Below are 23,417 nucleotides of genomic sequence, written 5' to 3'. Positions count from 1 at the left end.
CATGGACCAGGGCCTGCGCTTCGCCATCCGCGAAGGCGGCCGCACCGTCGGCGCCGGCGTCGTCGCCGAAATCAGCGCGTAAGCGGCGCGGGAAAGTATAGGCACCAGACAATGGACAGCCAGAACATCCGCATCCGCCTCAAGGCGTTCGATCACCGCGTGCTGGATGGCAGCACGCGGGAGATCGTGAACACCGCGAAGCGGACGGGCGCGCGCGTGCGCGGGCCCATCCCGCTGCCGACGGAAATCGAGCGTTTCACCGTGAACCGTTCGCCGCACGTCGACAAGAAGAGCCGTGAGCAGTTCGAGATTCGGACGCATCGGCGCCTGCTGGATATCGTCGATCCCACCCCGCAGACTGTGGACGCGCTGATGAAGCTCGACCTGGCGGCTGGTGTGGACGTCGAGATCAAGCTCTGAGGCCGGGGAGTAAACTACCATGGCCGCGAAGAATGGTCGCACCGGCCTGATCGCCAAGAAGCTGGGCATGACCCGGCTGTTCAATGACGATGGCTCCACCGTGCCCGTCACCGTGCTGCACCTGGATCAGGTGCGCGTGGTGGCCGTCCGCACGGCGGAGAAGGACGGTTACGATGCGGTTCAGCTGGGCTTTGGCCTGGCGAAGCCGAAGAATGTCTCGAAGCCCAACAAGGGCCACTTCGCCAAGGCGGGTGTCGAGGCACCGAAGAAGGTCGCCGAGTTCCGCGTTGGCAGCGATGCCACCCTGGAAGTGGGCGCGAAGCTCTCTGCGGAGCACTTCGTGAAGGGCCAGATCGTCGACGTGACGGGCACGTCCAAGGGTAAGGGTTTCGCCGGCGCCATGAAGCGCTGGAACTTTGCCGGCTTGGAAGCCTCGCACGGCGTGTCGATCTCGCACCGCTCGCACGGTTCGACGGGTAACCGTCAGGACCCGGGCAAGACCTTCAAGAACAAGAAGATGGCGGGTCATCTCGGCGTCGAGCGCATCACCACGCAGAACCTCGAAGTCGCGGGTTTCGACCTCGACAAGGGCCTGCTGATGGTGAAGGGCGCGGTGCCGGGCGCCAAGGGCGGCTATGTGCTGGTGCGCGACGCTGTGAAGCACGCGCGTCATGCCGACGCGCCGTTCCCCGCGGCCGTGGCCTGAGGAAGTAGAGCAATGCAGGTTCCGGTCATCACGCTGGATAACGGCAAGGCGGGCGATATCGATCTGCCCGACGAGATGTTCGCGGCTTCCCCCCGCGCCGACATCATGGCGCGCGTGGTGCATTGGCAGCTCGCCAAGCGCCGCGCCGGCACCCACAAGGTGAAGGGGATGGGTGAGGTTTCTGGCACGACCAAGAAGCCTTACCGCCAGAAGGGCACGGGTAACGCCCGTCAGGGCTCGCTGCGCGCGCCGCAGTACCGCACCGGTGGTGTGGTGCACGGCCCCGTCGTGCGCGACCATGGCTACTCGCTGAACAAGAAGGTCCGTCGCCTGGGCCTGATCAGCGCGCTGAGCCAGAAGGCCGCCGAGGGCAAGCTGATCGTGCTCGACACGGCCAGCCTGGGCGCCGATGCCAAGACCTCCGCCATGGCCGCCAAGGTCAAGGCGCTGGGCTGGAAGAGCGCGCTGGTGGTGGATGCGACGGTGGAAGAGGGCTTCAGCCGTTCCGTCCGCAATCTGAAGCACGTGAACGTGCTGCCGACGGTCGGCGCGAACGTGTACGACATCCTCAACCATGATGTGCTGGCGGTGACCCGCTCAGCCATCGAGGCCCTGAAGGAGCGTCTGTCGTGAGCGAGACTGCGAAGACGAAGAAGCCCGTCCTTTCGCGCGAGATGATGTATCAGACCATCCTCTCGCCGCTGGTGACGGAGAAGGCGGCCGGTCTTGGCGAACAGGGCCAGGTCTCCTTCAAGGTCCTGCTGTCCGCGACGAAGCCGGAGATCAAGGCTTCGGTCGAGGCTCTGTTCGGGGTGACGGTTGTCTCCGTGAACACCTCGGTCGTGAAGGGCAAGACCAAGCGGGTGCGCGGCCGTGAGGGCGTGCGTTCCGATTGGAAAAAAGCGGTCGTCCGCCTGGCCGAAGGCCAGAGCATCGACCTGACGACGGGGCTCGCTTAACGCCATGGCGCTGAAGCACTTTAACCCGGTCACCCCGAGCACGCGCGGCACGATCCTCATCGATCGTTCCGAGCTGTTCAAGGGCAAGCCGGTCAAGCAGCTGACGGAGGGCAAGAGCCACTCCGGCGGCCGCAACAATCATGGTCGGATCACCGTCCGGTTCCGTGGGGGTGGGCACAAGCAGTCCTACCGCATCGTCGACTTCAAGCGGCGCAAGTTCAATGTGCCCGCGACGGTCGAGCGGCTGGAATACGACCCGAACCGCACGGCCTTCCTGGCGCTGCTGAAGTACGAGGATGGGGAGCTTTCCTACATCATCGCGCCGCAGCGCCTGAAGGTGGGCGACACGGTCGTTGCTGGTGAGAAGGTCGACATCAAGCCGGGCAACGCGATGCCGCTCGGCGCGATCCCGGTCGGCACCATCATCTACAACATCGAGATGAAGCCCGGTGCGGGTGGCAAGATTGCGCGTTCGGCTGGCACCTATGCCCAGCTGGTCGGCAAGGATGCCGGTTACGCGCAGATTAAGCTGATGTCCGGTGAGCTGCGCCTGGTGCGCGGTGAGTGCATCGCCGCCATTGGCGCGGTGTCCAACCCGGACAACCAGAACCAGCAGATGGGCAAGGCAGGTCGCAGCCGCTGGCTGGGCCGCAAGCCGCATCAGCGCGGTGTTGTCATGAACCCGGTCGACCACCCGCATGGTGGTGGTGAAGGCCGGACCTCGGGTGGCCGCCACCCGGTGACGCCGTGGGGTAAGCCGACCAAGGGCTACAAGACCCGCACCAACAAGCGCACGGACAATCTGATTGTCCGCCGCCGCAACGTAACGAAGGGCTGACCGCGATGTCGCGCAGCGTCTGGAAGGGGCCGTTCGTCGACGGCTACCTGCTGAACAAGGCGGAAGCGGCCCGTGCCTCCACCCGCAACGAGATCATCAAGATCTGGTCGCGCCGGAGCACGATTCTGCCGCAGTTCGTCGGTCTGACCTTCGGTGTCTACAACGGCAAGAAGTTCATCCCGGTCCAGGTCTCGGAGAACATGGTGGGGCACAAGTTCGGCGAATTCTCGCCGACCCGTACCTTCACCGGGCATTCTTCGGACAAGAAGGCGAAGAGGGGCTAAGGCATCATGAGCAAGCCGAAGCATCCCCGCACTCTGACCGAGACCCAGGCTCAGGCCGTCACGCGGAACATCCGCGTGTCGCCGACCAAGCTGAACCTGGTCGCCGGTCTGATCCGCGGCAAGAAGGCGCAGGACGCGGTTGCGATCCTGACCTTCTCGAAGCGCCGGATCTCCGACACGGTGAAGAAGACGCTGGAAAGCGCCATCGCCAATGGCGAGAACAACCACTCGCTGGACGTCGACCGCCTGGTCGTGTCCCGCGTGGAGGTGGGCCGCGCCATCGTGATGAAGCGCTTCCAGGCGCGTGGTCGCGGCAAGGCCGCCCGCGTCGAGAAGTGGTTCAGCCATCTCTCGATCACGGTGGCCGAGGCGCAGGCTGACGCCGCGCCCGCAGAGCAGGAGGCCGCGTAACATGGGCCATAAAGTCAACCCGATCGGGCTGCGGCTCGGCATCAACCGGACGTGGGATTCCCGCTGGTTCGCCGATGCCGACTATTCCCGCCTGCTGCACGATGACATCAAGCTGCGGAACACGCTGAAGACCCGCCTCAAGGGCGCCGGCGTTTCGAAGGTGATCATCGAGCGTCCGGCGAAGAAGCCCCGCGTGACGATCCACGCCGCCCGTCCGGGCGTCGTGATCGGCAAGAAGGGCGCCGACATCGAGGTGCTGCGCAAGGACCTGGCCAAGCTGGCCGGAGCCGAGGTGGCGCTGAACATCGTCGAGATCCGCAAGCCGGAGATCGAGGCGCAGCTGGTGGCCGAGAGCATTGCGCAGCAGCTGGAGCGCCGCGTGGCCTTCCGCCGCGCGATGAAGCGCGCCGTGCAGTCCGCGATGCGCCTCGGCGCCGGCGGCATCCGCATCAACTGCGGTGGCCGTCTGGGCGGAGCCGAGATCGCGCGCATGGAATGGTATCGTGAGGGCCGGGTGCCGCTGCACACGCTCCGCGCCGATATCGATTACGGCACGGCTACGGCGAAGACCACCTACGGCACCTGCGGTGTCAAGGTGTGGATCTTCAAGGGCGAGATTCTGGGCCATGACCCGATGGCGCAGGACAAGCGCGCCGCCGAGCAGGCGCCTCAGCGCTAAGGGATTGGCACCATGTTGAGTCCGAAGCGTACGAAGTTCCGCAAGGCGCACAAGGGCCGCATCAAGGGTCTCGCGAAGGGTGGCTTCAGCCTCACCTTCGGGGCCTACGGCCTGAAGGCGCTGGAGCCTGAGCGGGTCACCGCGCGTCAGATCGAGGCGGCCCGCCGCGCGATCACGCGTGCGATGAAGCGCGCTGGCCGCGTGTGGATCCGCATCTTCCCCGACGTTCCCGTGTCCACGAAGCCTGCGGAAGTCCGCATGGGTTCTGGTAAGGGTGCGCCGGAATACTGGGTGGCCCGTGTTAAGCCTGGCCGCATCATGTTCGAGATCGACGGCGTTCCGCTGGAAACCGCTCGCGAGGCCCTGAGCCTTGGTGCGGCCAAGCTGCCGATCAAGACCAAGCTGGTCACCCGCTTGGGTGCGGCGGAGCTCTGATCGATGACGAAGATTGTGGATGTCCGGGGCAAGACCCCGGACGAGCTCAAGGCGATGTTGCTGGATCTGCGGAAGGAGCAGTTTAACCTCCGCTTCCAGCGCGCAACAGGTCAGCTTGAAGCGGTTTCCCGCATCAAGGTGGTGCGTCGCGACATTGCCCGTGTTAAGACGGTGCTGGCCGAGCAGTCTCGCTCGGCAGCCAAAGCCTGACGAGGAGACCCCGGCAATGCCGAAGCGCGTCCTCACCGGGCGGGTGACTAGCGACAAGCAGGACAAGACCATCACGGTCCTGGTCGAGCGTCGTGTCATGCATCCGCTCTACAAGAAGTTCATCCGGCGCTCGAAGAAGTACGCCGCGCATGACGACGCGAACCTGTGCAAGGAAGGCGACCTCGTGACCATCGAGGAATGCCGTCCGATCAGCAAGCGCAAGACCTGGTTGCTGGTCCAGCGCAACGGCGAAGCCGTGGCCCCGCCGGCCGGCTTCGACGCCGCTGCCGAGCCGGCCACGGTCTGAGGTAGCGATCGATGATTATCGTCGAATCCAACCTGGAGGTCGCCGACAACTCCGGCGCCCGCCGGGTTCAGTGCATCAAGGTGCTGGGCGGCTCGAAGCGCCGTACCGCGTCGGTGGGCGACATCATTGTCGTCTCCGTCAAGGAAGCGATTCCGCGCGGTAAGGTGAAGAAGGGCGACGTGCAGCGCGCGGTGATCGTGCGCACGGCCTATCCGGTGCGTCGTGGCGATGGCACGGCCATCCGCTTCGACCGCAACGCCGCCGTTCTGATCAACAAGCAGAACGAGCCGATCGGCACCCGCATCTTTGGCCCGGTGGTCCGTGAGCTGCGCGCGCGCAAGTTCATGAAGATCATCTCCCTGGCGCCGGAGGTCCTGTAAGCATGGCCGCCAAGATCAAGAAGGGTGACCAGGTCCAGGTCCTGACGGGCAAGGACAAGGGCAAGCGCGGCGAAGTGCTGCGCGTGCTGCCCGAGGACAACCGCGCGGTTGTCCAGGGCATCAACATCGTGAAGCGCCACACCAAGCCCCGCGGTGCGGGTCAGGAAGGCGGGATCGTGGAGAAGGAGGCGACCATCGACCTCTCGAACCTGTCCCTGCTCGACCCGAAGTCCGGCAAGCCGACCCGCGTCGGCTTCAAGGTGCTTGAGGACGGCAAGAAGGTCCGGGTGGCCCGTCCCTCCGGCGAGGTGATCGACGCATGAGCGAGGCGAAGGAGCTTCCCCGCCTGCAGACGCACTACGCCGAAGTGGTGCGCAAGAAGATGATGGAAGAATTCGGCTACGGCAATCCGATGGAAGTGCCGAAGCTGGAGAAGATCGTCATCAACATGGGCGTCGGCGAAGCCGCCGGCGACCAGAAGAAGCTTGATGTCGCGGTTGCCGAGCTGACGCTCATCGCCGGCCAGAAGCCGGTGAAGACGAAGGCGAAGAAGGCCATCGCCGGCTTCAAGATTCGTGAAGGTCAGGCCATCGGCACCAAGGTGACGCTGCGTCGCGCCCGGATGTACGAGTTTCTCGACCGTCTGGTGACGATTGCGCTGCCCCGCATGCGTGACTTCCGCGGCCTTCCTGCTACGAAGGGCTTTGACGGCCGGGGCAATTTCGCCCTGGGCCTGAAGGAGCAGATCGTGTTCCCCGAAATCAGCTATGATAAGGTGGACACCATCCGCGGCATGGACATCGTGTTCGTCACGACGGCGAAGACGGACAAGGAATGCAAGGCCTTGATGAAGGCCTTCGATCTTCCTTTCGTCAACTGAGTTTGGAAAACCGCCCCGGCTGGCAGTAAGGCCAGACCGGGCAGGTTCCGGAGGATTAGAACCGCATGGCCAAGACATCGGCTGTCGAGAAGAACAAGCGCCGAGAGCGCCTCTCGAAGCTGCACGCTGGCAAGCGCGCTGCCTTGAAGGCCGTGGTGATGAACCGCGAGCTGCCGGTTGAGGAGCGCTTTGACGCGACGCTGAAGCTCGCTGAGCTGCCGCGCAACGGTGCGAAGAACCGTGTGCGCCTGCGCTGCGAGCTGACGGGTCGTCCGCGCGCCAATTATCGTAAGTTTAAGCTCAGCCGTAACATGCTCCGTGAGCTGGCCTCGAATGGCCAGATCCCGGGTCTTGTTAAGGCCAGCTGGTAAGGCAGGGGGCACACCATGTCTCTCTCCGATCCGCTCGGCGATATGCTGACGCGCATCCGCAACGGTCAGCGCGCGCGGCAGAGCCGTATCGTCTCGCCCGCCAGCCGTCTGCGTTCCGATGTCCTGGAAGTGCTGAAGCGCGAGGGTTATATCCGCGCCTGGCGTTCCGAGCAGGTGCGCCCCGGCGTGTCCATGCTGGACATCGAGCTCAAGTATTCGGAAGGCGAGCCCGCCATCAAGGAGATCACCCGCGTCTCCAAGCCTGGTCGGCGCGTCTACACGAAGATCAAGGAGCTGCAGAAGTTCTACAACGGACTTGGCATCTCCATCCTGTCCACGCCGTCCGGCGTGATGAGCGACAATGAGGCCCGCGCTGCCAATGTTGGCGGCGAAGTCCTCTGCCGCGTGTTCTGAGGGAGGGAGAAGCATGTCGCGCGTCGGCAAATATCCCGTCTCCGTTCCCGCTGGTGTCACCGTCTCGTTGAACGACGGCGTCGTGACGGCCAAGGGCAAGCTCGGTGAGCTGTCCCTGCCGATCGCCACGGAGGCCGTCGAGGTCGAGGTGAAGGGCAACGAGGTTTCGGTCTCCCCCAAGGGGTCCGATCGCCGCGCCCGCACCATGTGGGGCACCACCCGCAGCCTGATCAATGGCATGTGCGTCGGCGTCTCCACCGGCTTCTCGAAGTCGATGGAAATCACCGGCACCGGCTATCGCGCCGCGATGCAGGGCAGCGACCTCGTGCTGAACCTCGGTTACAGCCACGAGATCCGTTACCCGGTTCCGGCCGGCATCAAGATCACCGTTGAGCGTCCCACGGCCGTCAAGGTCGAGGGTGCGGACAAGCAGCGCGTCGGCCAGGTGGCCGCCGAGATCCGCGGCTTCCGTGGCCCCGAGCCCTACAAGGGCAAGGGCGTGCGCTACGACAACGAGACGATCCTCCGGAAGGAGGGGAAGAAGAAGTAAATGGCGAACAAACTCGCTCTGCAGGTCCGCCGCCGCGCGCGCCTGCGCTTCCAGCTTCGTCTCAAGAGTGGTGGCCGGCCGCGTCTGTCGGTCTTCCGCTCGGGTCGTCACATCTACGCCCAGGTCATCGACGACCGCGCCGGCCGTACGCTGGCCGCCGCGTCTTCGCTGGAGAAGGTGCAGCGCGACAGCCTGCGCACCGGCGCCGACAAGGATGCCGCGACCGCCATCGGCAAGCTGCTGGCGGAACGCGCCATCGCCGCCGGGGTGACCGAGGTCGTCTTCGACCGTGGGCCCTACCTGTATCACGGCCGGGTGAAAGCCCTGGCGGACGGCGCCCGTGAGGGCGGGCTGTCGTTCTAAGGAGCACAGAAGATGGCACGTGAACCGAGGAGCGGCGGCAGCGACGACCGTCGCGGCCGTGGCCGTGGTCCCGATCGCAACGCCGAGCGCGAGCCCGGCGATGAGCTGAAGGACAAGCTGGTCACCATCAACCGCGTCGCCAAGGTGGTGAAGGGTGGCCGTCGCTTCTCCTTCGCAGCCCTGGTTGTTGTGGGCGATGAGAAGGGCCGGGTTGGCTGGGGCGCCGGCAAGGCACGCGAAGTGCCGGAGGCGATCCGCAAGGCCACCGAGCGCGCGAAGAAGACGATGATCCGCGTCCCGATGCGTGAGGGTCGTACCCTGCATCACGACGTGGTCGGCGACTTCGGCGCGGGCAAGGTGATCCTGCGCGCGGCGCCGGCTGGTACCGGCATCATCGCCGGCGGCCCGATGCGCGCGGTGTTCGAGACCCTGGGCATGGGCGACGTCGTCGCGAAGTGCACGGGTTCCACGAACCCGCACAACATGGTCAAGGCGACTTTCTCCGCCCTGGCGCGCTGCACCAGCCCCCGCGCTGTTGCCTCGCGTCGTGGCAAGAAGGTTTCCGATCTGCTGGGCGCCCGCAAGGACGAGAGCGGCACGGAGGCTGTGGCCAATGGCTGAGAAGAAGACCGTTCGGGTGACGCAGGTCGCGTCGCCCATCGGCCGCAAGCCCGGTCAGCGCGAGACGCTGATCGGTCTCGGCCTCAACAAGATCCGCCGTTCGCGTGAGCTGGAAGATACTCCGGCCGTGCGCGGCATGATCCGCAAGGTCGCGCACCTGATCCAGGTGGGCGAGACCACGGAGAAGTAAGATGAAGCTGAACGAACTGCGCGACAATGAAGGCGCGCGCAACAAGTTCAAGCGCGTTGGTCGCGGCATCGGTTCCGGTAAGGGTAAGACCTCCGGCCGTGGCGTGAAGGGCCAGAAGGCCCGTACCGGCGTGTCGCTGAACGGCTTCGAGGGTGGTCAGCTCCCGATCTACCGTCGTATGCCGAAGCGTGGCTTCGTGAACATCTTCCGCAAGGAATATGCGCCGATCAACCTCGGCACCCTGGAGCAGGCGCTGGAGTCCGGCCGCCTGACGGGGACGGAGATCACCGAGGACGCGCTGAAGGCCGCTGGCCTGGTGCGGACTGGTGGCAAGGTCGTCGGCGTGCGCCTGCTGGCGCGCGGCGAGATCAAGCGCGCCATCACCGTGACCGTTTCCGGAGCCTCGGCGGCGGCGATCGCCGCGGTGCAGGCCGCCGGTGGCAGCGTCACTGTGACGGCCCCGGCCGCCGCGGAAGAAGCGCCCCAGGCGTAACGCCTTGCGCCCCCGGCTTCGGGGGCGCTAGGTGCTACATCGAAGGGCTGGCAACGGCGCCGTGGGGCATGCTCCCGGCGCCGCAGTCATGTTGAAGGGTCAGAACTCATGGCGTCCGCCGCCGAGCAGCTTGCAGCCAACCTCAACCTCGGCGTGCTCTCCAAAGCCACCGAGCTGAAGAAGCGCATCTGGTTCACGCTGGCTGTGCTTATCGTCTATCGCATCGGCACCTATGTGCCCGTGCCGGGCGTGGATGCGACCGTGATGGCCGATATCCTGCGCCAGCACGGCAGCGGCATCCTGGGCATGTTCGACATGTTCACGGGCGGCGCGCTGGGGCGCATGACCGTCTTCGCGCTCAACATCATGCCCTACATCTCGGCCAGCATCATCGTGCAGCTGCTCAGCAGCGCCGTGCCGACGCTGGAGGCCCTCAAGAAGGAGGGCGAGTCCGGGCGCAAGAAGCTCAACCAGTATACCCGCTACCTGACGGTGGTGATCGCCGTCTTCCAGGCCTGGGGGCTTGCCATCGGGCTGGAAAGCATGCGGGGCACGATGGGACAGAGCGCGGTCTTCGAAACCGGCATGTTCTTCCGCATCTCCTGCGTCGTCACCCTGGTGGGCGGCACGCTCTTCCTGATGTGGCTGGGCGAGCAGATCACGGCACGCGGCATCGGCAATGGCATCAGCCTGATCATCTTCGCCGGCATCGTGGCCAATCTTCCTTCCGCAGCCATCGCCACGCTGGAGCTGGGCCGCACGGGCGCGCTCTCCACGCTGTTCATCATCGCCTTCCTGCTGATCGCCCTGGCCGTCATCGCCTTCGTGGTCTTCATGGAGCGGGCGCAGCGCCGCATTCCGGTGCAGTACCCGAAGCGCCAGGTCGGCAACCGCATGTTCGGCGGCGAGAACACCCACCTGCCGCTGAAGCTGAACACCGCCGGCGTCATTCCGCCGATCTTCGCCTCCTCCCTGCTGCTGCTGCCGGCGACCTTCGCGGGCTTCGCGGGCGGGCAGCAGACGGATAGCTGGCTGACCACCATCGCCAATGCCCTGGCCCATGGCCGGCCGGCCTACATGGCGCTCTATGTCGCGCTGATCATCTTCTTCGCCTTCTTCTACACGGCCGTGGTGTTCAACCCGACCGAGACGGCGGACCAGCTGAAGAAGAATGGCGGCTTCATTCCGGGCATCCGCCCGGGCCAGGCCACGGCCGATTATCTCGACCGCGTGCTGACCCGGCTGACCGGCATCGGCGCCATCTATCTCTGCATCGTCTGTCTGCTGCCGGAGATCCTGATCAGCCAGTACGGCGTGCCTTTCTACTTCGGCGGCACCTCCCTGCTGATCATCGTTTCCGTGACCATGGACACGGTGGCGCAGATTCAGTCTCATCTCTTCGCGCACCAGTACGAGGGCTTGATTCGCAAGTCCCGGCTGGGTGGGCGCGGTGCTCCCCGCGCACGCTGAGCGCGGGTCCTGCTGGGGAAACGCTTCGATGAACCTGATCCTGCTCGGCCCGCCGGGCGCCGGCAAAGGCACCCAAGCCAAGCGCCTGGAAGAACGCTACGGGATCGCGCAGATCTCGACAGGCGACATGCTGCGGGCCGAGGTCAAGAGCGGCAGCGAGATCGGCTTGCAGGCCAAGGGCATCATGGAGCGCGGCGAGCTGATGCCGGACGCCATCATCACCGCCATGCTGGCGCTGCGGGTGGAGAAGCCGGACGCGGCCAAGGGCTTCATCCTGGACGGCTTCCCGCGCACCACGCCCCAGGCCGAGGCATTGGACGTGATGCTGAAGGAGAAGGGGCTTCAGCTCGACCACGTGATCGAGCTGAAGGTGGATGACGGCGCGCTGGTCGAGCGCATTGCCGGCCGCTTCACCTGCGCCAAGTGCGGCGAGGGCTATCACGACAGCTTCAAGCCGACCCGGCTCTCCGGCATCTGTGATGTCTGCGGCAGCACCGACTTCACCCGCCGCGCGGACGACAAGGCCGAGACGGTGGCCGCCCGGCTGGAAGCCTACCACCGGCAGACGGCGCCGCTGCTGCCCTACTACCAGGCGCAGGGCAAGTTGAAGCAGGTCGACGGCATGGCCGCGATGCACGAGGTCTCGGCCCAGATCGCGGCGATCCTGGGCGAGCCGTCCTGAAGTTTCATGCCCTCTTGACTCTTTTGTGTCAGGGGGGCTAAACCGCCGCCTCTTGCGGACGGGGTTCTCCTCGGCCGCGAGGCTGTTTGCGTTTCGTGCTAAGCGGGGCGCAGACGATCACCTTGGCCGGCATCATACGGGTGTCTGGCAGGACGAACGGGAGCCCACAGGGGCTCCGGGAGCAGGTACGTGGCGCGCATTGCAGGCGTGAACATCCCCACCAACAAACGCGTTCTCATTTCCCTTCGCTACATCTACGGCATCGGTCCGGCGAATGCGAAGGTGATCTGCGAGCAGCTCGGCATCCCCGAGGACCGGCGCGTCAACCAGCTGACGGACGAAGAGATCGTCAAGCTGCGTGAGACGATCGACCGCGATTATCGGGTCGAGGGCGATCTGCGTCGCGAGAACGCGATGAACATCAAGCGCCTGATGGACATGGCCTGCTATCGCGGCCTGCGTCACCGCAAGGGCCTGCCGGTCCGCGGCCAGCGCACCCACACGAACGCCCGTACCCGCAAGGGCAAGGCCGTGGCGATCGCCGGCAAGAAGAAGGTGACGAAGTAACATGGCCCGTCAGCCCAGCGGTCGCCCCCGCAAGAAGGAACGCAAGAATATTGCGTCCGGCGTGGCCCACGTCCTCGCTTCCTTCAACAACACCATCGTCACCATCACGGACAGCCAGGGCAACGCCATCGCGTGGTCCTCGGCCGGCAGCCAGGGTTTCAAGGGCAGCCGCAAGTCCACGCCGTATGCCGCCCAGGTCGCGGCCGAGGACGCGGGCCGCAAGGCGCGCGAGCACGGCATGGAGACGCTGGAGATCATGGTGTCCGGTCCCGGTTCGGGGCGTGAGTCGGCTCTGCGCGCTCTGCAGACCGTCGGCTTCTACGTCACCGCCATCCGCGACGTGACGCCGATCCCGCACAACGGCTGCCGTCCGCGCAAGCGTCGGCGCGTCTGAAGGCACACGGCTGCAGGAGGCAACCACATTGCTCGAGCGCAACTGGCGTTCCCTGATCCGTCCCGAGAAGCTCGACGTCGAGCTGGGGGCGGAGCCGTCCCGCACCGCGACCGTGGTGGCGGAGCCGCTGGAGCGCGGCTTCGGCATGACGCTCGGCAATGCGCTGCGGCGGATCCTTTTGTCGTCGCTGCAGGGTGCCGCCGTCACGGCCATCCGCATCGACGGCGCGCTGCATGAATTCTCCAGCCTGCAGGGTGTGCGGGAAGATGTCACCGACATCGTCCTGAACATCAAGCGCTTGGCGATCCGCATGCAGAGCGAGGGGCCGAAGCGCCTCCAGCTCACCGCGACCGGCCCCGGCGAAGTTACCGCCGGCCAGATCCAGACCACTGGCGACATCGAGATCGCCAACCCGGATATGGTCATCTGCACGCTCGACGACGGCGCCAAGCTGTCGATGGAGCTGACGGTGGATGTGGGCAAGGGCTATGTCCCGGCCAGCGAGAACCGTCCGGAAGACGCCCCCATCGGGCTGATCCCGGTCGATGCCATCTATTCCCCTGTCCGCCGCGTGGCGTACCAGGTGCAGCCGACTCGCGTGGGCCAGCGCACCGACTACGACAAGCTGGTGATGACGGTGGAGACGGACGGCACGGTGGCGCCCGATGACGCCATCGCGCTGGCCGCGCGCATTCTGCAGGACCAGCTCCAGCTGTTCATCAACTTCGATGAGCCGCGCGAGCGCAAGGTGGAAGAGGTGCAGGACGACCTGCCCTTCAACCGCAACCTGCTGCGCAAGGTGGATGAGCTGGAGCTGTCGGTCCGCAGTGCCAACTGCCTGAAGAACGACAACATCGTCTATATCGGCGACCTCGTTCAGAAGACCGAGCAGGAAATGCTCCGCACGCCGAACTTCGGCCGCAAGTCGCTGAATGAAATCAAGGAAGTCCTCGCTTCCATGGGCCTCTCCCTCGGCATGACCGTGTCGGGCTGGCCCCCGGAGAATATCGAGGACCTCGCGAAGAAGATCGAAGAGCCGTTCTGATTTTCGGCCACCTGAAGGAATAGACCCATGCGTCACGGGGTTGCCGGCCGGAAGCTCGGCGTCACCTCTACCCACCGTATTGCGATGCTGCGCAATATGGCGACCAGCCTGATCAAGCACGAGCAGATCACCACGACCCTGCCGAAGGCGAAGGAACTGCGCCCCTACGTGGAGCGCATCATCACCCTCGGCAAGCGCGGCGACCTGCATGCCCGCCGTCAGGCTTTTGCCCAGATCCGCGATGAGAAGGTGGTGGCCAAGCTCTTCACCACCATCGCGGAGCGCTACAAGGGCCGTCAGGGCGGTTACACCCGCGTCCTGAAGGCCGGCGTGCGCTACGGCGATGCCGCCGACATGGCGGTGATCGAGCTGGTGGAGCGCGATGTCGCGGCCAAGGGCCTGGACAGCGGCCCGAAGGCCGAGGTTGAGGCCGAGGGCCAGCAGGACGCGGCGTAAGCCACGGACTGCGGATGCGGCCAGTCCGCATCCAAGCACCGGATACAGAAAGGGGCGGGTGGGCAACCACCGGCCCCTTTTTCTTTGCGCCGCATCATATCTTCACCGGCGGGCTGTCTTGCGGGCCAGCGGCGGCCGGGTAAGACTTCGCGGCATGCCCCGCCCCCCAGCGCCTCCGGACTTCCGACCATGACGGCCGCCCTGATGGGCGCGGCCGTGCAGGGCCCGGAAACGCCGGAACTTCCGGCGGATCTGCGGGGCCGCATCGCCTTCCTGGCGGCGCCGACCGAGGTCGCCACGGCGGCGCGGGACCGCCTCGCGGCCCTCTATGGTGATCCCGATCCTGACACGGCCGCCGTTGTTGTCGCGCTCGGCGGCGACGGCTTCATGCTGGAAACCCAGCACCGCTTTCTGGGTCGCAACCTGCCGACCTATGGCATGAACTGCGGCAGCGTCGGCTTCCTGATGAACGGCTATCATGAGGAGAACCTGCCGCAGCGCCTCCAGGCGGCGCAGGCGGCGACGCTCTATCCGCTGCGCATGACCACCGTGGCGGGGGATGGCACGCGGCAGGAGGCCCTGGCCATCAATGATGTCAACCTGCTGCGCGAGACCCGCCAGGCGGCCAAGATCCGCATCCTGGTGGATGGCAAGGAACGGCTGCCGGAGCTGATCTGCGACGGCATCCTGGTCTCCACCCCGGCGGGCAGCACGGCCTACAACCTCTCCGCCCATGGCCCCATCGTGCCGCTCGGCGCCAACCTGCTGCCGATGACGCCGATCTCCGCCTTCCGCCCCCGCCGCTGGCGTGGTGCCCTGCTGCCCAGCGAGGCCGTGGTGCTCTTCGAGATCCTGGAGCCCACCAAGCGGCCGGTGGCCGCTGTGGCCGATTATGTCGAGGTGCGTGACGTCCGCTCCGTCGAGGTCCGGGAGGACCGCAACAGCCGCCTCACGTTGCTGTTCGACCCGGACCACGGCCTGTCCGAGCGCATCATCGCGGAACAGTTCACAGTCTGATCGGGAGAAAGACCCATGAAGCTCCATTGGTGTCCCAGGACACGATCCCTGCGCGCCTTGTGGATGCTGGAGGAAGCCGGCGCGGCCTATGAGCGCGTGCTGGTGGATATCCACGCCGGCGAGCAACGGGACCCGGCCTTCCTGGCCCTGAACCCGATGGCGAAGGTGCCGGTGCTGGAGCAGGGCAGCATCGTCATCGCCGATTCCACCGCCATCTGCGCCTGGCTGGCCGACCGCATGCCGGAAGCAGGGCTGGCGCCGCCGCTGAACCACACCGACCGCGGCCGCTACCTGCAATGGCTGATCTTCCCCTCGGCCTATATCGAGCCGGCCATGGTGGAGCGGCATGGCGGCTGGCAGGGCAACCCGCAGGCCTATGGCTGGGGCGACTTCGACCGTGTCATGGCCACGCTGGATGCCGGGCTGGCCCAGGGCCCCTGGCTGCTGGGCCAGCAGTTCTCGGCCGCCGATGTGGTGCTGGGCTCGGCGCTGCGCTGGGGGCTGCTGTTCGGCCTGATCCCCGGCACGCCGCTGCGGTCCGATTACGTCCGGCGCTGCGAGGCGCGGCCGGCGCTGCAGCGGGCGCTGGCGATCGATGCCGGGCCGGAGGAGGCGCTGGCCAGTACCGGCGCCGGCCCAAGGCCGCCGCGGAACTGAGGCCATAAAAAAAACCCCGCCACGCGGCAGCGCGGCGGGGTTTTTTCTGCGGGACCTGATGCCGCCGGCTGTCAGCCGGTGGTGTCGTTCAGGTGGCAGGCGCTCCGGTGGCCCGGGGCGATGGTCTTCAGCGCCGGCCGCTCCACCCGGCAGCGCTCGAAGGCATGCGGGCAGCGCGGGTGGAAGTGGCAGCCCGGGGGCGGGTTGAGCGGCGAGGGGATCTCGCCCTTCACGCCCGCGAAGCTCTTCTTGCGCGCCTCAATCCGCGGCACCTCGGAGAGCAGGGCCTGGGTATAGGGGTGGTTCGGGCGGGCGAAGACTTCCTCGGAAGGCGCCTCCTCGACCACCCGGCCCAGATACATGATCACCACGCGGTCGGAGAGATGCTCCACCACGCCGAGGTCATGGCTGATGAACAGGTAGGTCAGGTTCAGGTCGCGCCGCAGGTCCATGAACAGGTTCAGGATCTGCGCCTGGATTGACACGTCCAGCGCCGCCACCGATTCGTCGCAGACAATGAACTCGGGCTGCACCGCCAGCGCGCGGGCGATGCCGATACGCTGCCGCTGGCCGCCCGAGAACTGGTGCGGGTAGCGCCGCTTCAGCGACGGGTCCATGCCCGCGCGGCGCATCTGCTCGTCCACGTACTGCTCGTAATCCGCGCGCTTGGTCAGGCCATGCACCAGCGGCGCCTCGCCGATGATGTCGGCGACCCGCAGGCGCGGGTTCAGCGAGGACATCGGGTCCTGGAAGATCATCTGCGTCTGCAGCTTGGCGCGGCGGCCGTCGGCGCCGGTCAGCTCCGCCAGTTCCTTGCCATGCCAGCGGATGGTGCCCTCGGTGGCCGGCATGATACCGGCGACCATGCGGCCCAGGGTGGACTTGCCGCAGCCGGATTCGCCGACCAGGCCGACCACCTCGCCCTTGGTGACGGTGAGGTCGACATTGTCGACCGCGTGCACCGTCTCCTCCTTCATCGGCGCGCCCAGCTTCTTCAGCAGCTTGCCGGTGAAGTCGAGCTTCTTGGAGAAGCGCTTGGAGACGCCCTTCAGCTCAATGATGGGGGTGCTGCTGCTCATGCGGCTTCTCCCTGGGCAGGCGCGGGAAACATCGGGTGGAAGCAACGCACGTCGCGGCCGGGGGCCACCTCGCCGAAGGGCGGCTCCTGCGTGCAGACCTCGGTGGCGCGGGGGCAGCGGGCGCGGAAGGCGCAGCCGGGCGGCAGGCGCAGGATATTGGGCGTCATGCCCGGGATCTGCCGCAACGGCTCGCCGCGCTTGTTGCGGCTGGGCACGGAGCCGATCAGGCCGGCGGTGTAGGGGTGCAGCGGCATGTCCAGCACCGGCGCCACCTCGCCCTTCTCGACGACGCGGCCGGCATACATGACGGCGATGTCGTCGGCGAGGCCGGCGACCACGGACAGGTCGTGGGTGATCCAGATCATCGCCGTGCCGGTCTCGGCGCAGAGCTTCTGCACCTCGGCCAGGATCTGCGCCTGGATGGTCACGTCCAGCGCCGTGGTCGGCTCATCCGCCACGATCACCTCGGGGCGGTGCAACAGCGCGATGGCGATGGCCACGCGCTGGCGCATGCCGCCCGAGAACTGGTGCGGATAGGCCTTCAGCCGCTCGTCGGGGGAGGGGATGCCCACCATGCCCAGCGTGTCGCGGGCGCGCTGGCGGGCTTCCTCCTTGGAGACCTTGGCATGCGCCTGAACCGTCTCGATCATCTGCGTGTCGATGCGCAGGACCGGGTTCAGGGTCATCATCGGGTCCTGGAAGATCATGGCGATGCGGTTGCCGCGCAGCTTCCGCATCTCCTCTTCCGAGAGCTTCGCCAGGTCCTGGCCATGGAACAGGATGGACCCGCCCACGATGCGGCCGGGCTCGTCCACCAGGCCGAGGACGGAGAAGCCGGTGACCGTCTTGCCGGAGCCGGACTCACCCACCAGCCCCAGCACCTTGCCGCGGCGGACAGTGAAGGAAACATCGTCCACCGCCTTCACCACCCCGGCGCGGGTGAAGAAGTGCGTCTTCAGATTGCGGACCTCCAGCGTGGGGGCGGCCACGCCGGGCGTCGTCGTGTGGGACATGCGTGTTCTTACTTCTTCAGCCGCGGGTTCAGCACGTCGCGCAGATGGTCGCCCACCAGGTTGATCGAGACGATGGTCACCAGCAGCGCGATGCCGGGATAGAAGCTGATCCAGTACTTGCCGGAGAGCATGTACTCGTAGCCGTTGGAGATCAGCAGGCCCAGCGAGGGTTCGGTGATCGGCACGCCCAGGCCGAGGAAGGAGAGGGTGGCCTCGAGCGCGATGGCGCGGGCCACCTGCATGGTGCCCACCACGATCAGCGGCGGCAGGCAGTTGGGCAGCAGGTGGCGGAAGATGATGCGCCAGGTCGGCAGCGCCAGGCACTGCGCGGCCTCGATGTATTCGCGGCGGCGTTCCACCAGCGCGGTGCCGCGCACCGTGCGGGCGTAATAGGCCCATTCCACAATCACCAGCGCCAGCACCACGTTCATGATGCCCTTGCCCAGGAAGGCCAGGATCATCAGCGCGGCGAGGATGGAGGGGAAGGAGAGCTGCAGGTCGACCAGGCGCATGATGACCGTGTCGGTCTTGCCGCCCGCATAGGCCGCCAGCAGGCCCAGCGAGGCGCCGACGAGGCAGGCCACGATGGCCGAGCCCGCGCCGACCGCCAGCGAGATGCGCAGGCCATACATGATGCCGGAGAGCATGTCGCGCCCCTGGTCATCGGTGCCCAGCCAGTAGGTGAAGCCGGCGCCGCCGACCGTGCCCGGCTCCAGCCGGCCATCCATGATGTCCAGCTGCGCCAGGTCATAGGGGTTCTGCGGCGCGATGAAGGGCGCCAGCAGGGCGATGGTCACCGCCAAGACGAAGACCACCAGGCCGAAGACGGCCGTCTTGCTCTCGAAGAACTCCGAGACGAAGCGCCGGAAGGGCGTCTCAACCTTGAGCGGCGCGCCGGTGACGGTGGCGGTGGGCAGCCCGCCCTGGGGGAGGGAACTCGCGCTCATGTCACTTGTTCTCCAGCCGCACGCGCGGGTCGAGGGCCGAGTAGGACAGATCGACCAGCAGGTTGATGGTGATGAACATCATCACGATGATCATCAGGTAGGCGACGATCACGGGCCGGTCGAGCACGTTGATGCTGTCGATGATCAGCTTGCCCATGCCCGGCCAGGCGAAGACGCTCTCGGTCACGACCGAGAAGGCGATGGTGGAGCCCAGCTCCAGGCCGACCACGGTGACCACCGGGATCATGATGTTCTTGAAGACATGCACGAAGATGACGCGCTGGTTCGTCAGGCCCTTGGCCCGGGCGAACTTCACGAAGTCCATCAGCATGGTCTCGCGCACGCCGGCGCGGGTCAGGCGGATCACGAGGCTGATCTTGAACAGCGCCAGGTTCAACGCCGGCATGGCGAGGTGGCGCAGCCCGTCCCAGGTCAGGAAGGACCAGCGCGTGCCCATCACTTCCACGGTCTCGCCGCGGCCGGTGGAGGGCAGCCAGCCCAGCTGCACCGCGAAGACCATGATCATCATCAGGCCCACCCAGAAAGTCGGCAGGGAGAAGCCGAGGATGGAGCCGGTCATGATGGTCTTGGCAGCCGGCGACTTCGGCTTCAGGCCGGCATAGAGGCCGAGCGGGATGCCGATGATCAGCGCCATGATGGTGGCGCCCAGCGCCAGTTCCAGCGTCGCCGGCATGCGCTGCATGATCAGCTGCAGGGCGGGCTCGTTGAAGACGAAGGAGCGGCCGAGGTCGCCGCGCAGCGCATTGCCCAGGAAGGACAGGTACTGCATCCACAGCGGCAGATCGAGGCCGAGGGCCTTGATGGCGCGCTCACGTTCCATCTGGTCGGCATCGGGGGAGATCAGGATCTCCACCGGGTCGCCGATGGCATAGACGCCGACGAAGACGATGAGGGACATCGCCAGCATGACCAGGGCGGCCTGCAGCAGCCGCCGTGCGAGATAAAGGGCCATCCTGTTACTTCGCCGCCGGCCGGACGTCCTGGGCGCGGGTCAGTTCATCCGCGCGGGCGTCGTGGACCAGATTGGGCTTCATGGCCCAGACATTCTTCTGGATATGGATGGGCATGATTCCCACGTCTTCCATGGTGATACGGGTGGCGTCCTGCAGCAGGGTCTCGCGCTTGGCGTCGTCGAGTTCGCTCAGCGCGGCTTCCAGCTTGGCGTCGGCCTCCGGGTTGCTGTAGCGGCCGCCATTGGAGCCGCCCCAGCCCTTCTCCCGCGACGGCGTCGCGGTCAGGGAGCGGAGCGGCGAGGATGCCTCGGCCGAGGCGGTGCCCCAGCCGGACAGGAAGGCGCCGAATTCCTGCCGGGTGCGGCGGGCCGCGAAGGTGGTCCAGGGCATGGCTTCGACATTGGCCTGCACGCCGATGCGGGACCACATCTGGCCCACCGCCTGCAGGATGCGGGCATCGTTCAGGTAGCGGTCGTTGGGGCCGGCCAGGGTGATGCGGAAGCCATTGGGGTAGCCGGCATCGGCCAGCAGCTTCTTGGCCGTGTTCACATCGGACCTGACGGGCTCCAGGCCGGGCACATAGCCGAAGGTGCCGGACGGCAGGAACTGGGCGGAGGGCAGGGCGCTGCCTTCCATGACGCGCTGCACGATGGCGGGGCGGTCGATGGCGATGTTCAGCGCCTGGCGCACCCGCAGGTCGCGCAGCGGGTTGCGCGGCAGCGGCTTGCCATCGTTGTCGGAGAGGTAGGGGCTCTCGCCGTCGCGGGACTGGTCGGTGCCCAGGAAGATGATGCGCAGGCCGTCCTTCTCGCTCAGCTTCACGCGGCTCTCGCGGCGCAGGCGGGCGATGTCGTTGGTCGGCACCTGGTCGATCATGTCCACGTCACCGGCCAGCATCGCCGCCATGCGGGCGCCGTTGTTGGTGATGATGCGGTAGGAGACGTGCTTCCAGACGGGCTTCGGCCCCCAGTAGTCCTCGTTGCGCTCCAGCTCCAGCCGGTCGCCGGAGCGGAAGGACACGAAGCGGAAGGGGCCGGCGCCGATGGCGACCTTGCCGGAATTGAAGTCCTCGGTCGTCGCGCCCTCATGCGTCTGCTTGTCGAGCATGGCGACCTGCCCCAGGTCGGTCGGCAGCAGGGGGTAGGGGCCGTCGGTCTTCAGGCGGATGGTCAGCGGGTCGACGATCTCCACGCCCTTCACCGCGCGGGTGTAGATGGCGTAGGAGGAGGGGCTGTTCGGCACCGTGGGCGGACGGGCGATGGAGAAGGCCACGTCCTCGGCGGTGAAGTCATTGCCGTTGTGGAACTTCACGCCCGGGCGCAGCTTGAATTCCCAGGTGTCCGGCGCCACCGGCTTCCAGCTCTCGGCCAGGCCCGGCTGGAGGCGGCCATTGGCATCGAAGCCGGTCAGGGCGCCGAAGAGCATCTCCGCCACGGCATAGTTCGGCGACAGCGCGTGGTATTGCGGGTCCAGCGATGTGACCTGGGCACCGACCGCGATGGTGATGTTCTGGGCCTGCCCTGCCGCGGGCAAGCCGACCGCCAACGCAGAAACGGCGGCCAGCAGGGCCACCCTGTTGCAGATCTTCATTCAATTCCCCCAGAGGCTGCCGCCTTCTTGCCTTGATACTGTAGCAGGCGCCTCAAGGAATCGCCAGTTTAGTGCATAATTATCGCAATTTGATTGCAACCGTTCCGATACTGCCCCAGTCCTTGGCAAGATCCGGAACGCGGTGCCTGCGCGGCAGGCTATTCTTCGGTGGCTTCGGCCACCGGCAGGATCGAGGTCTCCTTGGCCGAGCCGATGGCCAGGATGGTCTCGGTGCGGATGACGCCGGGATGGCCTCGCACCGCATCGGCCACGAAGCGCTCCACGGAGGCCAGGTCGGGCAGGCGCAGCTTCAGCAGATAGGTCCAGCCGCCGGTGACGCGGTGGCATTCCAGCACCGGCTCGGCGGCGCGCATGGCGGTGCGGAAGGCGGTTTCCTCGCGCCCCGCCTGCATCTCCACGAAAACGAAGGCCAGCATGGGGCAGCCGATGGCGGCCGGGTCGAGGTCGGCGCGCCAGCCGCGGATGGTGCCGCGCTCCTCCAGCCGCTTCACCCGCTCCGCCGTGGCCGAGACGGAGAGGCCCGCCACCTTGGCCAGTTCCGCCAGGCCTGCCGCCCCATCCTCCTGCAAGGCGACGAGGATGTTCCGGTCGATTTCATCCATGGCGGGAGATTATCCGGTCCAGCGGCATCTGGAAATAAAAAGGGCGGAGAGGTTGCCCTCTCCGCCCCCATTCAGCGACTGCCGCGCTTAGATGTAGTGCTCGGCCAGCGGCGTGAAGCCGTTGAAGGCCTGGCTGGCATAGGTGGTGACATAGGCACCGGTCGCCAGCAGCTCCACCCGGTCGCCGCAGTCGAGCGCCAGCGGCAGGCGGTAGTTGGACTTCTCGTACAGCGTGTCCGTGCTGTCGCAGGTCGGGCCGGCAATGGTCACCGGGCCTTCCTCGCCGCCGTCATGCGGGGTGCGGAAGGCGTACTTGATGGCCTCGCCCTCGGTCTCGGCCAGCCCGCCGAAGCGGCCGATGTCGAGATACACCCAGCGCACCGGGTCGTCCTTCTCCTTACGGGAGACCAGCACGACCTCGGAGGAGAGCACGCCGGCATCGCCCACCATGAAGCGGCCCGGCTCGATCACCATCTCCGGCAGCGCATTGCCGAAGGCTTCCACCATGGCGCCCATGATCACGTCGCCGATCTCGCCGATCTCCGGCACCTCGGTGCGGTAGCGCACCGGGTAGCCGCCGCCCAGGTTGATCATGCGCACGTTCACGCCGGCGGTCTTCAGGTCGGTGAAGAGCAGGCCGACCTTGGCGATCGCCGCCTCATAGGCCGCCGTGCGGGTCTGCTGGCTGCCGACATGGAAGGAGATGCCGAAGGCATCCAGGCCCATCTCATTGGCCTGCACCATCAGCTCCTTGGCCATCTCGACCTCGCAGCCGAACTTCTTCGACAGCGGCCACTCGGCGCCGACATTGCCCACCAGGATGCGGCAATACACCTTCGCGCCCGGCGCCGAGCGGGCGAGCTTCTTCAGCTCGGCCTCGGAGTCGAAGGCGAACATGCGCACGCCGGCCTCGTAGGCGGCCTTGATGGCGCTTTCCTTCTTCACGGTATTGCCGAAGGAAATGGCGGAAGGCTCGGCCCCGGCGCGCAGGCAGGCCTGCACCTCTTCCCACGACGCGGCGTCGAAGGAGGAGCCCAGTCCGACCAGGCGGCCCAGGATCGGCTCGGCCGGATTGGCCTTCACCGCGTAATAGATCTGCGCCAGCGGCAGGGCGGCCTTCAGGCGCCCATAGTTCTCCGCGACGCGGTCCACGTCCACGACCAGGCAAGGCGTCGCCGGCATGACGTCGCGCAGAAAGCGGGAGACCTTGTCGGTCATCGCACCACCCCCATCCCAAATATGGAAGGACTACCCTCGGCTATGGAGGAGCAGCCCCAAGTTGACGAAACGGTCGAACGAACCAGCGACCAAAGAGAGGCCGGCTTGGGGCTCGCGCCTTTCGCCGGGGTTGCCAGAACGCTTGACGTCGTTGCGTAAACCTTTGGCCGGTCT

37 protein-coding genes are annotated in these 23,417 nt (G+C 66.4%); 30 read left to right on the top strand and 7 right to left on the bottom strand.

Annotated features, from left to right (window positions below; all coding sequences use genetic code 11):
• From EBE87_RS13315 to EBE87_RS13170, 30 genes are all read left to right on the top strand, one after another.
• Positions 1 to 82, top strand: an 82-nt coding sequence (locus EBE87_RS13315; protein WP_199707311.1) for an EF-Tu C-terminal domain-related protein, incomplete at its 5' end; no start/stop codon positions are given.
• A 29-nt stretch (positions 83 to 111) separates the two neighbouring features.
• The gene (gene rpsJ, locus EBE87_RS13310; RefSeq protein ID WP_007004401.1) at positions 112 to 420 is read left to right on the top strand and encodes a 30S ribosomal protein S10; all 309 of its coding nucleotides are present in this window, start codon (positions 112 to 114) and stop codon (positions 418 to 420) included.
• A 19-nt stretch (positions 421 to 439) separates the two neighbouring features.
• On the top strand, positions 440 to 1,126 hold the full coding sequence (gene rplC, locus EBE87_RS13305) for a 50S ribosomal protein L3 (protein WP_120637978.1): 687 nt from the start codon (positions 440 to 442) through the stop codon (positions 1,124 to 1,126).
• A gap of 12 nt (positions 1,127 to 1,138) precedes the next feature.
• Positions 1,139 to 1,759: a 50S ribosomal protein L4 gene (gene rplD / locus EBE87_RS13300; RefSeq protein ID WP_120637979.1), complete on the top strand. Its 621-nt coding sequence runs from the start codon at positions 1,139 to 1,141 to the stop codon at positions 1,757 to 1,759.
• 41 nt (positions 1,760 to 1,800) lie between these two features.
• Entirely contained in the window at positions 1,801 to 2,085 is a 285-nt protein-coding gene (locus tag EBE87_RS13295; protein ID WP_120638018.1) for a 50S ribosomal protein L23, read from the top strand.
• Positions 2,086 to 2,089: 4 nt separating this feature from the next.
• Positions 2,090 to 2,923 carry a 50S ribosomal protein L2 gene (gene rplB, locus EBE87_RS13290; protein ID WP_120637980.1) on the top strand — a complete coding sequence of 278 codons (834 nt, stop codon included), beginning with the start codon at positions 2,090 to 2,092 and terminating at the stop codon, positions 2,921 to 2,923.
• A 5-nt stretch (positions 2,924 to 2,928) separates the two neighbouring features.
• Positions 2,929 to 3,207, top strand: coding sequence for a 30S ribosomal protein S19 (rpsS, locus tag EBE87_RS13285; RefSeq protein ID WP_007004406.1), 279 nt, complete (start codon positions 2,929 to 2,931; stop codon positions 3,205 to 3,207).
• Between the two features lie 6 nt (positions 3,208 to 3,213).
• Positions 3,214 to 3,618, top strand: coding sequence for a 50S ribosomal protein L22 (gene rplV, locus EBE87_RS13280; RefSeq protein ID WP_120637981.1), 405 nt, complete (start codon positions 3,214 to 3,216; stop codon positions 3,616 to 3,618).
• Between the two features lies 1 nt (position 3,619).
• Entirely contained in the window at positions 3,620 to 4,297 is a 678-nt protein-coding gene (gene rpsC, locus EBE87_RS13275; RefSeq protein WP_120637982.1) for a 30S ribosomal protein S3, read from the top strand.
• Between the two features lie 12 nt (positions 4,298 to 4,309).
• Entirely contained in the window at positions 4,310 to 4,732 is a 423-nt protein-coding gene (gene rplP, locus EBE87_RS13270; protein ID WP_007434871.1) for a 50S ribosomal protein L16, read from the top strand.
• Positions 4,733 to 4,735: 3 nt separating this feature from the next.
• Positions 4,736 to 4,942, top strand: coding sequence for a 50S ribosomal protein L29 (gene rpmC / locus EBE87_RS13265; RefSeq protein WP_120637983.1), 207 nt, complete (start codon positions 4,736 to 4,738; stop codon positions 4,940 to 4,942).
• A gap of 16 nt (positions 4,943 to 4,958) precedes the next feature.
• Positions 4,959 to 5,249 carry a 30S ribosomal protein S17 gene (rpsQ, locus tag EBE87_RS13260; protein ID WP_120637984.1) on the top strand — a complete coding sequence of 97 codons (291 nt, stop codon included), beginning with the start codon at positions 4,959 to 4,961 and terminating at the stop codon, positions 5,247 to 5,249.
• Positions 5,250 to 5,260: 11 nt separating this feature from the next.
• Positions 5,261 to 5,629: a 50S ribosomal protein L14 gene (gene rplN / locus EBE87_RS13255; RefSeq protein ID WP_120637985.1), complete on the top strand. Its 369-nt coding sequence runs from the start codon at positions 5,261 to 5,263 to the stop codon at positions 5,627 to 5,629.
• Between the two features lie 2 nt (positions 5,630 to 5,631).
• Positions 5,632 to 5,952, top strand: coding sequence for a 50S ribosomal protein L24 (rplX, locus tag EBE87_RS13250; protein ID WP_120637986.1), 321 nt, complete (start codon positions 5,632 to 5,634; stop codon positions 5,950 to 5,952).
• Positions 5,949 to 6,509, top strand: a complete 561-nt coding sequence (gene rplE, locus EBE87_RS13245; protein ID WP_120637987.1) for a 50S ribosomal protein L5 — start codon at positions 5,949 to 5,951, stop codon at positions 6,507 to 6,509. Before rplX ends, rplE begins: the two co-directional genes overlap by 4 nt.
• A gap of 65 nt (positions 6,510 to 6,574) precedes the next feature.
• A complete protein-coding gene (gene rpsN / locus EBE87_RS13240; protein WP_120637988.1) occupies positions 6,575 to 6,880 on the top strand; it encodes a 30S ribosomal protein S14 in 306 nt (101 codons plus the stop codon).
• A 15-nt stretch (positions 6,881 to 6,895) separates the two neighbouring features.
• The gene (gene rpsH, locus EBE87_RS13235) at positions 6,896 to 7,294 is read left to right on the top strand and encodes a 30S ribosomal protein S8 (protein WP_120637989.1); all 399 of its coding nucleotides are present in this window, start codon (positions 6,896 to 6,898) and stop codon (positions 7,292 to 7,294) included.
• A 13-nt stretch (positions 7,295 to 7,307) separates the two neighbouring features.
• Positions 7,308 to 7,844 carry a 50S ribosomal protein L6 gene (rplF, locus tag EBE87_RS13230; protein ID WP_120637990.1) on the top strand — a complete coding sequence of 179 codons (537 nt, stop codon included), beginning with the start codon at positions 7,308 to 7,310 and terminating at the stop codon, positions 7,842 to 7,844.
• Complete coding sequence (gene rplR, locus EBE87_RS13225) at positions 7,845 to 8,207, top strand: 50S ribosomal protein L18 (RefSeq protein ID WP_120637991.1); 363 nt, start codon at positions 7,845 to 7,847, stop codon at positions 8,205 to 8,207. It abuts the gene before it with no gap.
• Positions 8,208 to 8,219: 12 nt separating this feature from the next.
• Positions 8,220 to 8,828, top strand: coding sequence for a 30S ribosomal protein S5 (rpsE, locus tag EBE87_RS13220; RefSeq protein ID WP_120637992.1), 609 nt, complete (start codon positions 8,220 to 8,222; stop codon positions 8,826 to 8,828).
• A complete protein-coding gene (gene rpmD / locus EBE87_RS13215) occupies positions 8,821 to 9,018 on the top strand; it encodes a 50S ribosomal protein L30 (RefSeq protein ID WP_120637993.1) in 198 nt (65 codons plus the stop codon). The genes rpsE and rpmD overlap by 8 nt, the downstream gene beginning before the upstream one ends.
• A 1-nt stretch (position 9,019) precedes the next feature.
• Positions 9,020 to 9,511 (top strand): 50S ribosomal protein L15, encoded by a 492-nt coding sequence (rplO, locus tag EBE87_RS13210; protein WP_120637994.1) that lies wholly within the window; start codon positions 9,020 to 9,022, stop codon positions 9,509 to 9,511.
• Between the two features lie 108 nt (positions 9,512 to 9,619).
• Positions 9,620 to 10,981, top strand: coding sequence for a preprotein translocase subunit SecY (gene secY, locus EBE87_RS13205; protein WP_120637995.1), 1,362 nt, complete (start codon positions 9,620 to 9,622; stop codon positions 10,979 to 10,981).
• A gap of 28 nt (positions 10,982 to 11,009) precedes the next feature.
• Positions 11,010 to 11,663, top strand: a complete 654-nt coding sequence (locus EBE87_RS13200; protein WP_120637996.1) for an adenylate kinase — start codon at positions 11,010 to 11,012, stop codon at positions 11,661 to 11,663.
• 189 nt (positions 11,664 to 11,852) lie between these two features.
• The gene (gene rpsM, locus EBE87_RS13195; RefSeq protein WP_120637997.1) at positions 11,853 to 12,230 is read left to right on the top strand and encodes a 30S ribosomal protein S13; all 378 of its coding nucleotides are present in this window, start codon (positions 11,853 to 11,855) and stop codon (positions 12,228 to 12,230) included.
• A gap of 1 nt (position 12,231) precedes the next feature.
• Positions 12,232 to 12,624 carry a 30S ribosomal protein S11 gene (gene rpsK / locus EBE87_RS13190; protein WP_007434887.1) on the top strand — a complete coding sequence of 131 codons (393 nt, stop codon included), beginning with the start codon at positions 12,232 to 12,234 and terminating at the stop codon, positions 12,622 to 12,624.
• A 28-nt stretch (positions 12,625 to 12,652) separates the two neighbouring features.
• Positions 12,653 to 13,669, top strand: coding sequence for a DNA-directed RNA polymerase subunit alpha (locus EBE87_RS13185; protein ID WP_120637998.1), 1,017 nt, complete (start codon positions 12,653 to 12,655; stop codon positions 13,667 to 13,669).
• A 27-nt stretch (positions 13,670 to 13,696) separates the two neighbouring features.
• Complete coding sequence (rplQ, locus tag EBE87_RS13180; protein ID WP_120637999.1) at positions 13,697 to 14,125, top strand: 50S ribosomal protein L17; 429 nt, start codon at positions 13,697 to 13,699, stop codon at positions 14,123 to 14,125.
• 204 nt (positions 14,126 to 14,329) lie between these two features.
• Positions 14,330 to 15,142 (top strand): NAD kinase, encoded by an 813-nt coding sequence (locus EBE87_RS13175; RefSeq protein ID WP_233553170.1) that lies wholly within the window; start codon positions 14,330 to 14,332, stop codon positions 15,140 to 15,142.
• A gap of 15 nt (positions 15,143 to 15,157) precedes the next feature.
• The gene (locus EBE87_RS13170; RefSeq protein WP_120638001.1) at positions 15,158 to 15,799 is read left to right on the top strand and encodes a glutathione S-transferase family protein; all 642 of its coding nucleotides are present in this window, start codon (positions 15,158 to 15,160) and stop codon (positions 15,797 to 15,799) included.
• Positions 15,800 to 15,870: 71 nt separating this feature from the next.
• On the opposite strand, the gene EBE87_RS13165 is transcribed toward EBE87_RS13170, so the two are convergent.
• The 7 genes from EBE87_RS13165 to EBE87_RS13135 form a co-directional block, all read right to left on the bottom strand.
• Positions 15,871 to 16,878 (bottom strand): ABC transporter ATP-binding protein, encoded by a 1,008-nt coding sequence (locus tag EBE87_RS13165; RefSeq protein WP_120638002.1) that lies wholly within the window; start codon positions 16,876 to 16,878, stop codon positions 15,871 to 15,873.
• A complete protein-coding gene (locus EBE87_RS13160) occupies positions 16,875 to 17,891 on the bottom strand; it encodes an ABC transporter ATP-binding protein (RefSeq protein ID WP_120638003.1) in 1,017 nt (338 codons plus the stop codon). The genes EBE87_RS13165 and EBE87_RS13160 overlap by 4 nt, the downstream gene beginning before the upstream one ends.
• 8 nt (positions 17,892 to 17,899) lie before the next feature.
• A complete protein-coding gene (locus EBE87_RS13155) occupies positions 17,900 to 18,838 on the bottom strand; it encodes an ABC transporter permease (RefSeq protein ID WP_120638004.1) in 939 nt (312 codons plus the stop codon).
• 1 nt (position 18,839) lies between these two features.
• The gene (locus tag EBE87_RS13150; protein WP_120638005.1) at positions 18,840 to 19,811 is read right to left on the bottom strand and encodes an ABC transporter permease; all 972 of its coding nucleotides are present in this window, start codon (positions 19,809 to 19,811) and stop codon (positions 18,840 to 18,842) included.
• Positions 19,812 to 19,815: 4 nt separating this feature from the next.
• Positions 19,816 to 21,402 carry an ABC transporter substrate-binding protein gene (locus EBE87_RS13145; protein ID WP_120638006.1) on the bottom strand — a complete coding sequence of 529 codons (1,587 nt, stop codon included), beginning with the start codon at positions 21,400 to 21,402 and terminating at the stop codon, positions 19,816 to 19,818.
• Positions 21,403 to 21,560: 158 nt separating this feature from the next.
• Entirely contained in the window at positions 21,561 to 22,025 is a 465-nt protein-coding gene (locus EBE87_RS13140) for an Lrp/AsnC family transcriptional regulator (RefSeq protein WP_120638007.1), read from the bottom strand.
• An 87-nt stretch (positions 22,026 to 22,112) separates the two neighbouring features.
• Complete coding sequence (locus tag EBE87_RS13135; protein WP_120638008.1) at positions 22,113 to 23,243, bottom strand: type III PLP-dependent enzyme; 1,131 nt, start codon at positions 23,241 to 23,243, stop codon at positions 22,113 to 22,115.
• Between the last annotated feature and the right edge of the window lie 174 nt (positions 23,244 to 23,417).

The organism is Teichococcus wenyumeiae, from assembly GCF_003696345.1.
GTDB classification, from domain to species: domain Bacteria; phylum Pseudomonadota; class Alphaproteobacteria; order Acetobacterales; family Acetobacteraceae; genus Pseudoroseomonas; species Pseudoroseomonas wenyumeiae.
The sequence above is the reverse complement of the archived record's forward strand: the minus strand, read 5'-3'. Positions and strand labels throughout refer to the sequence as shown.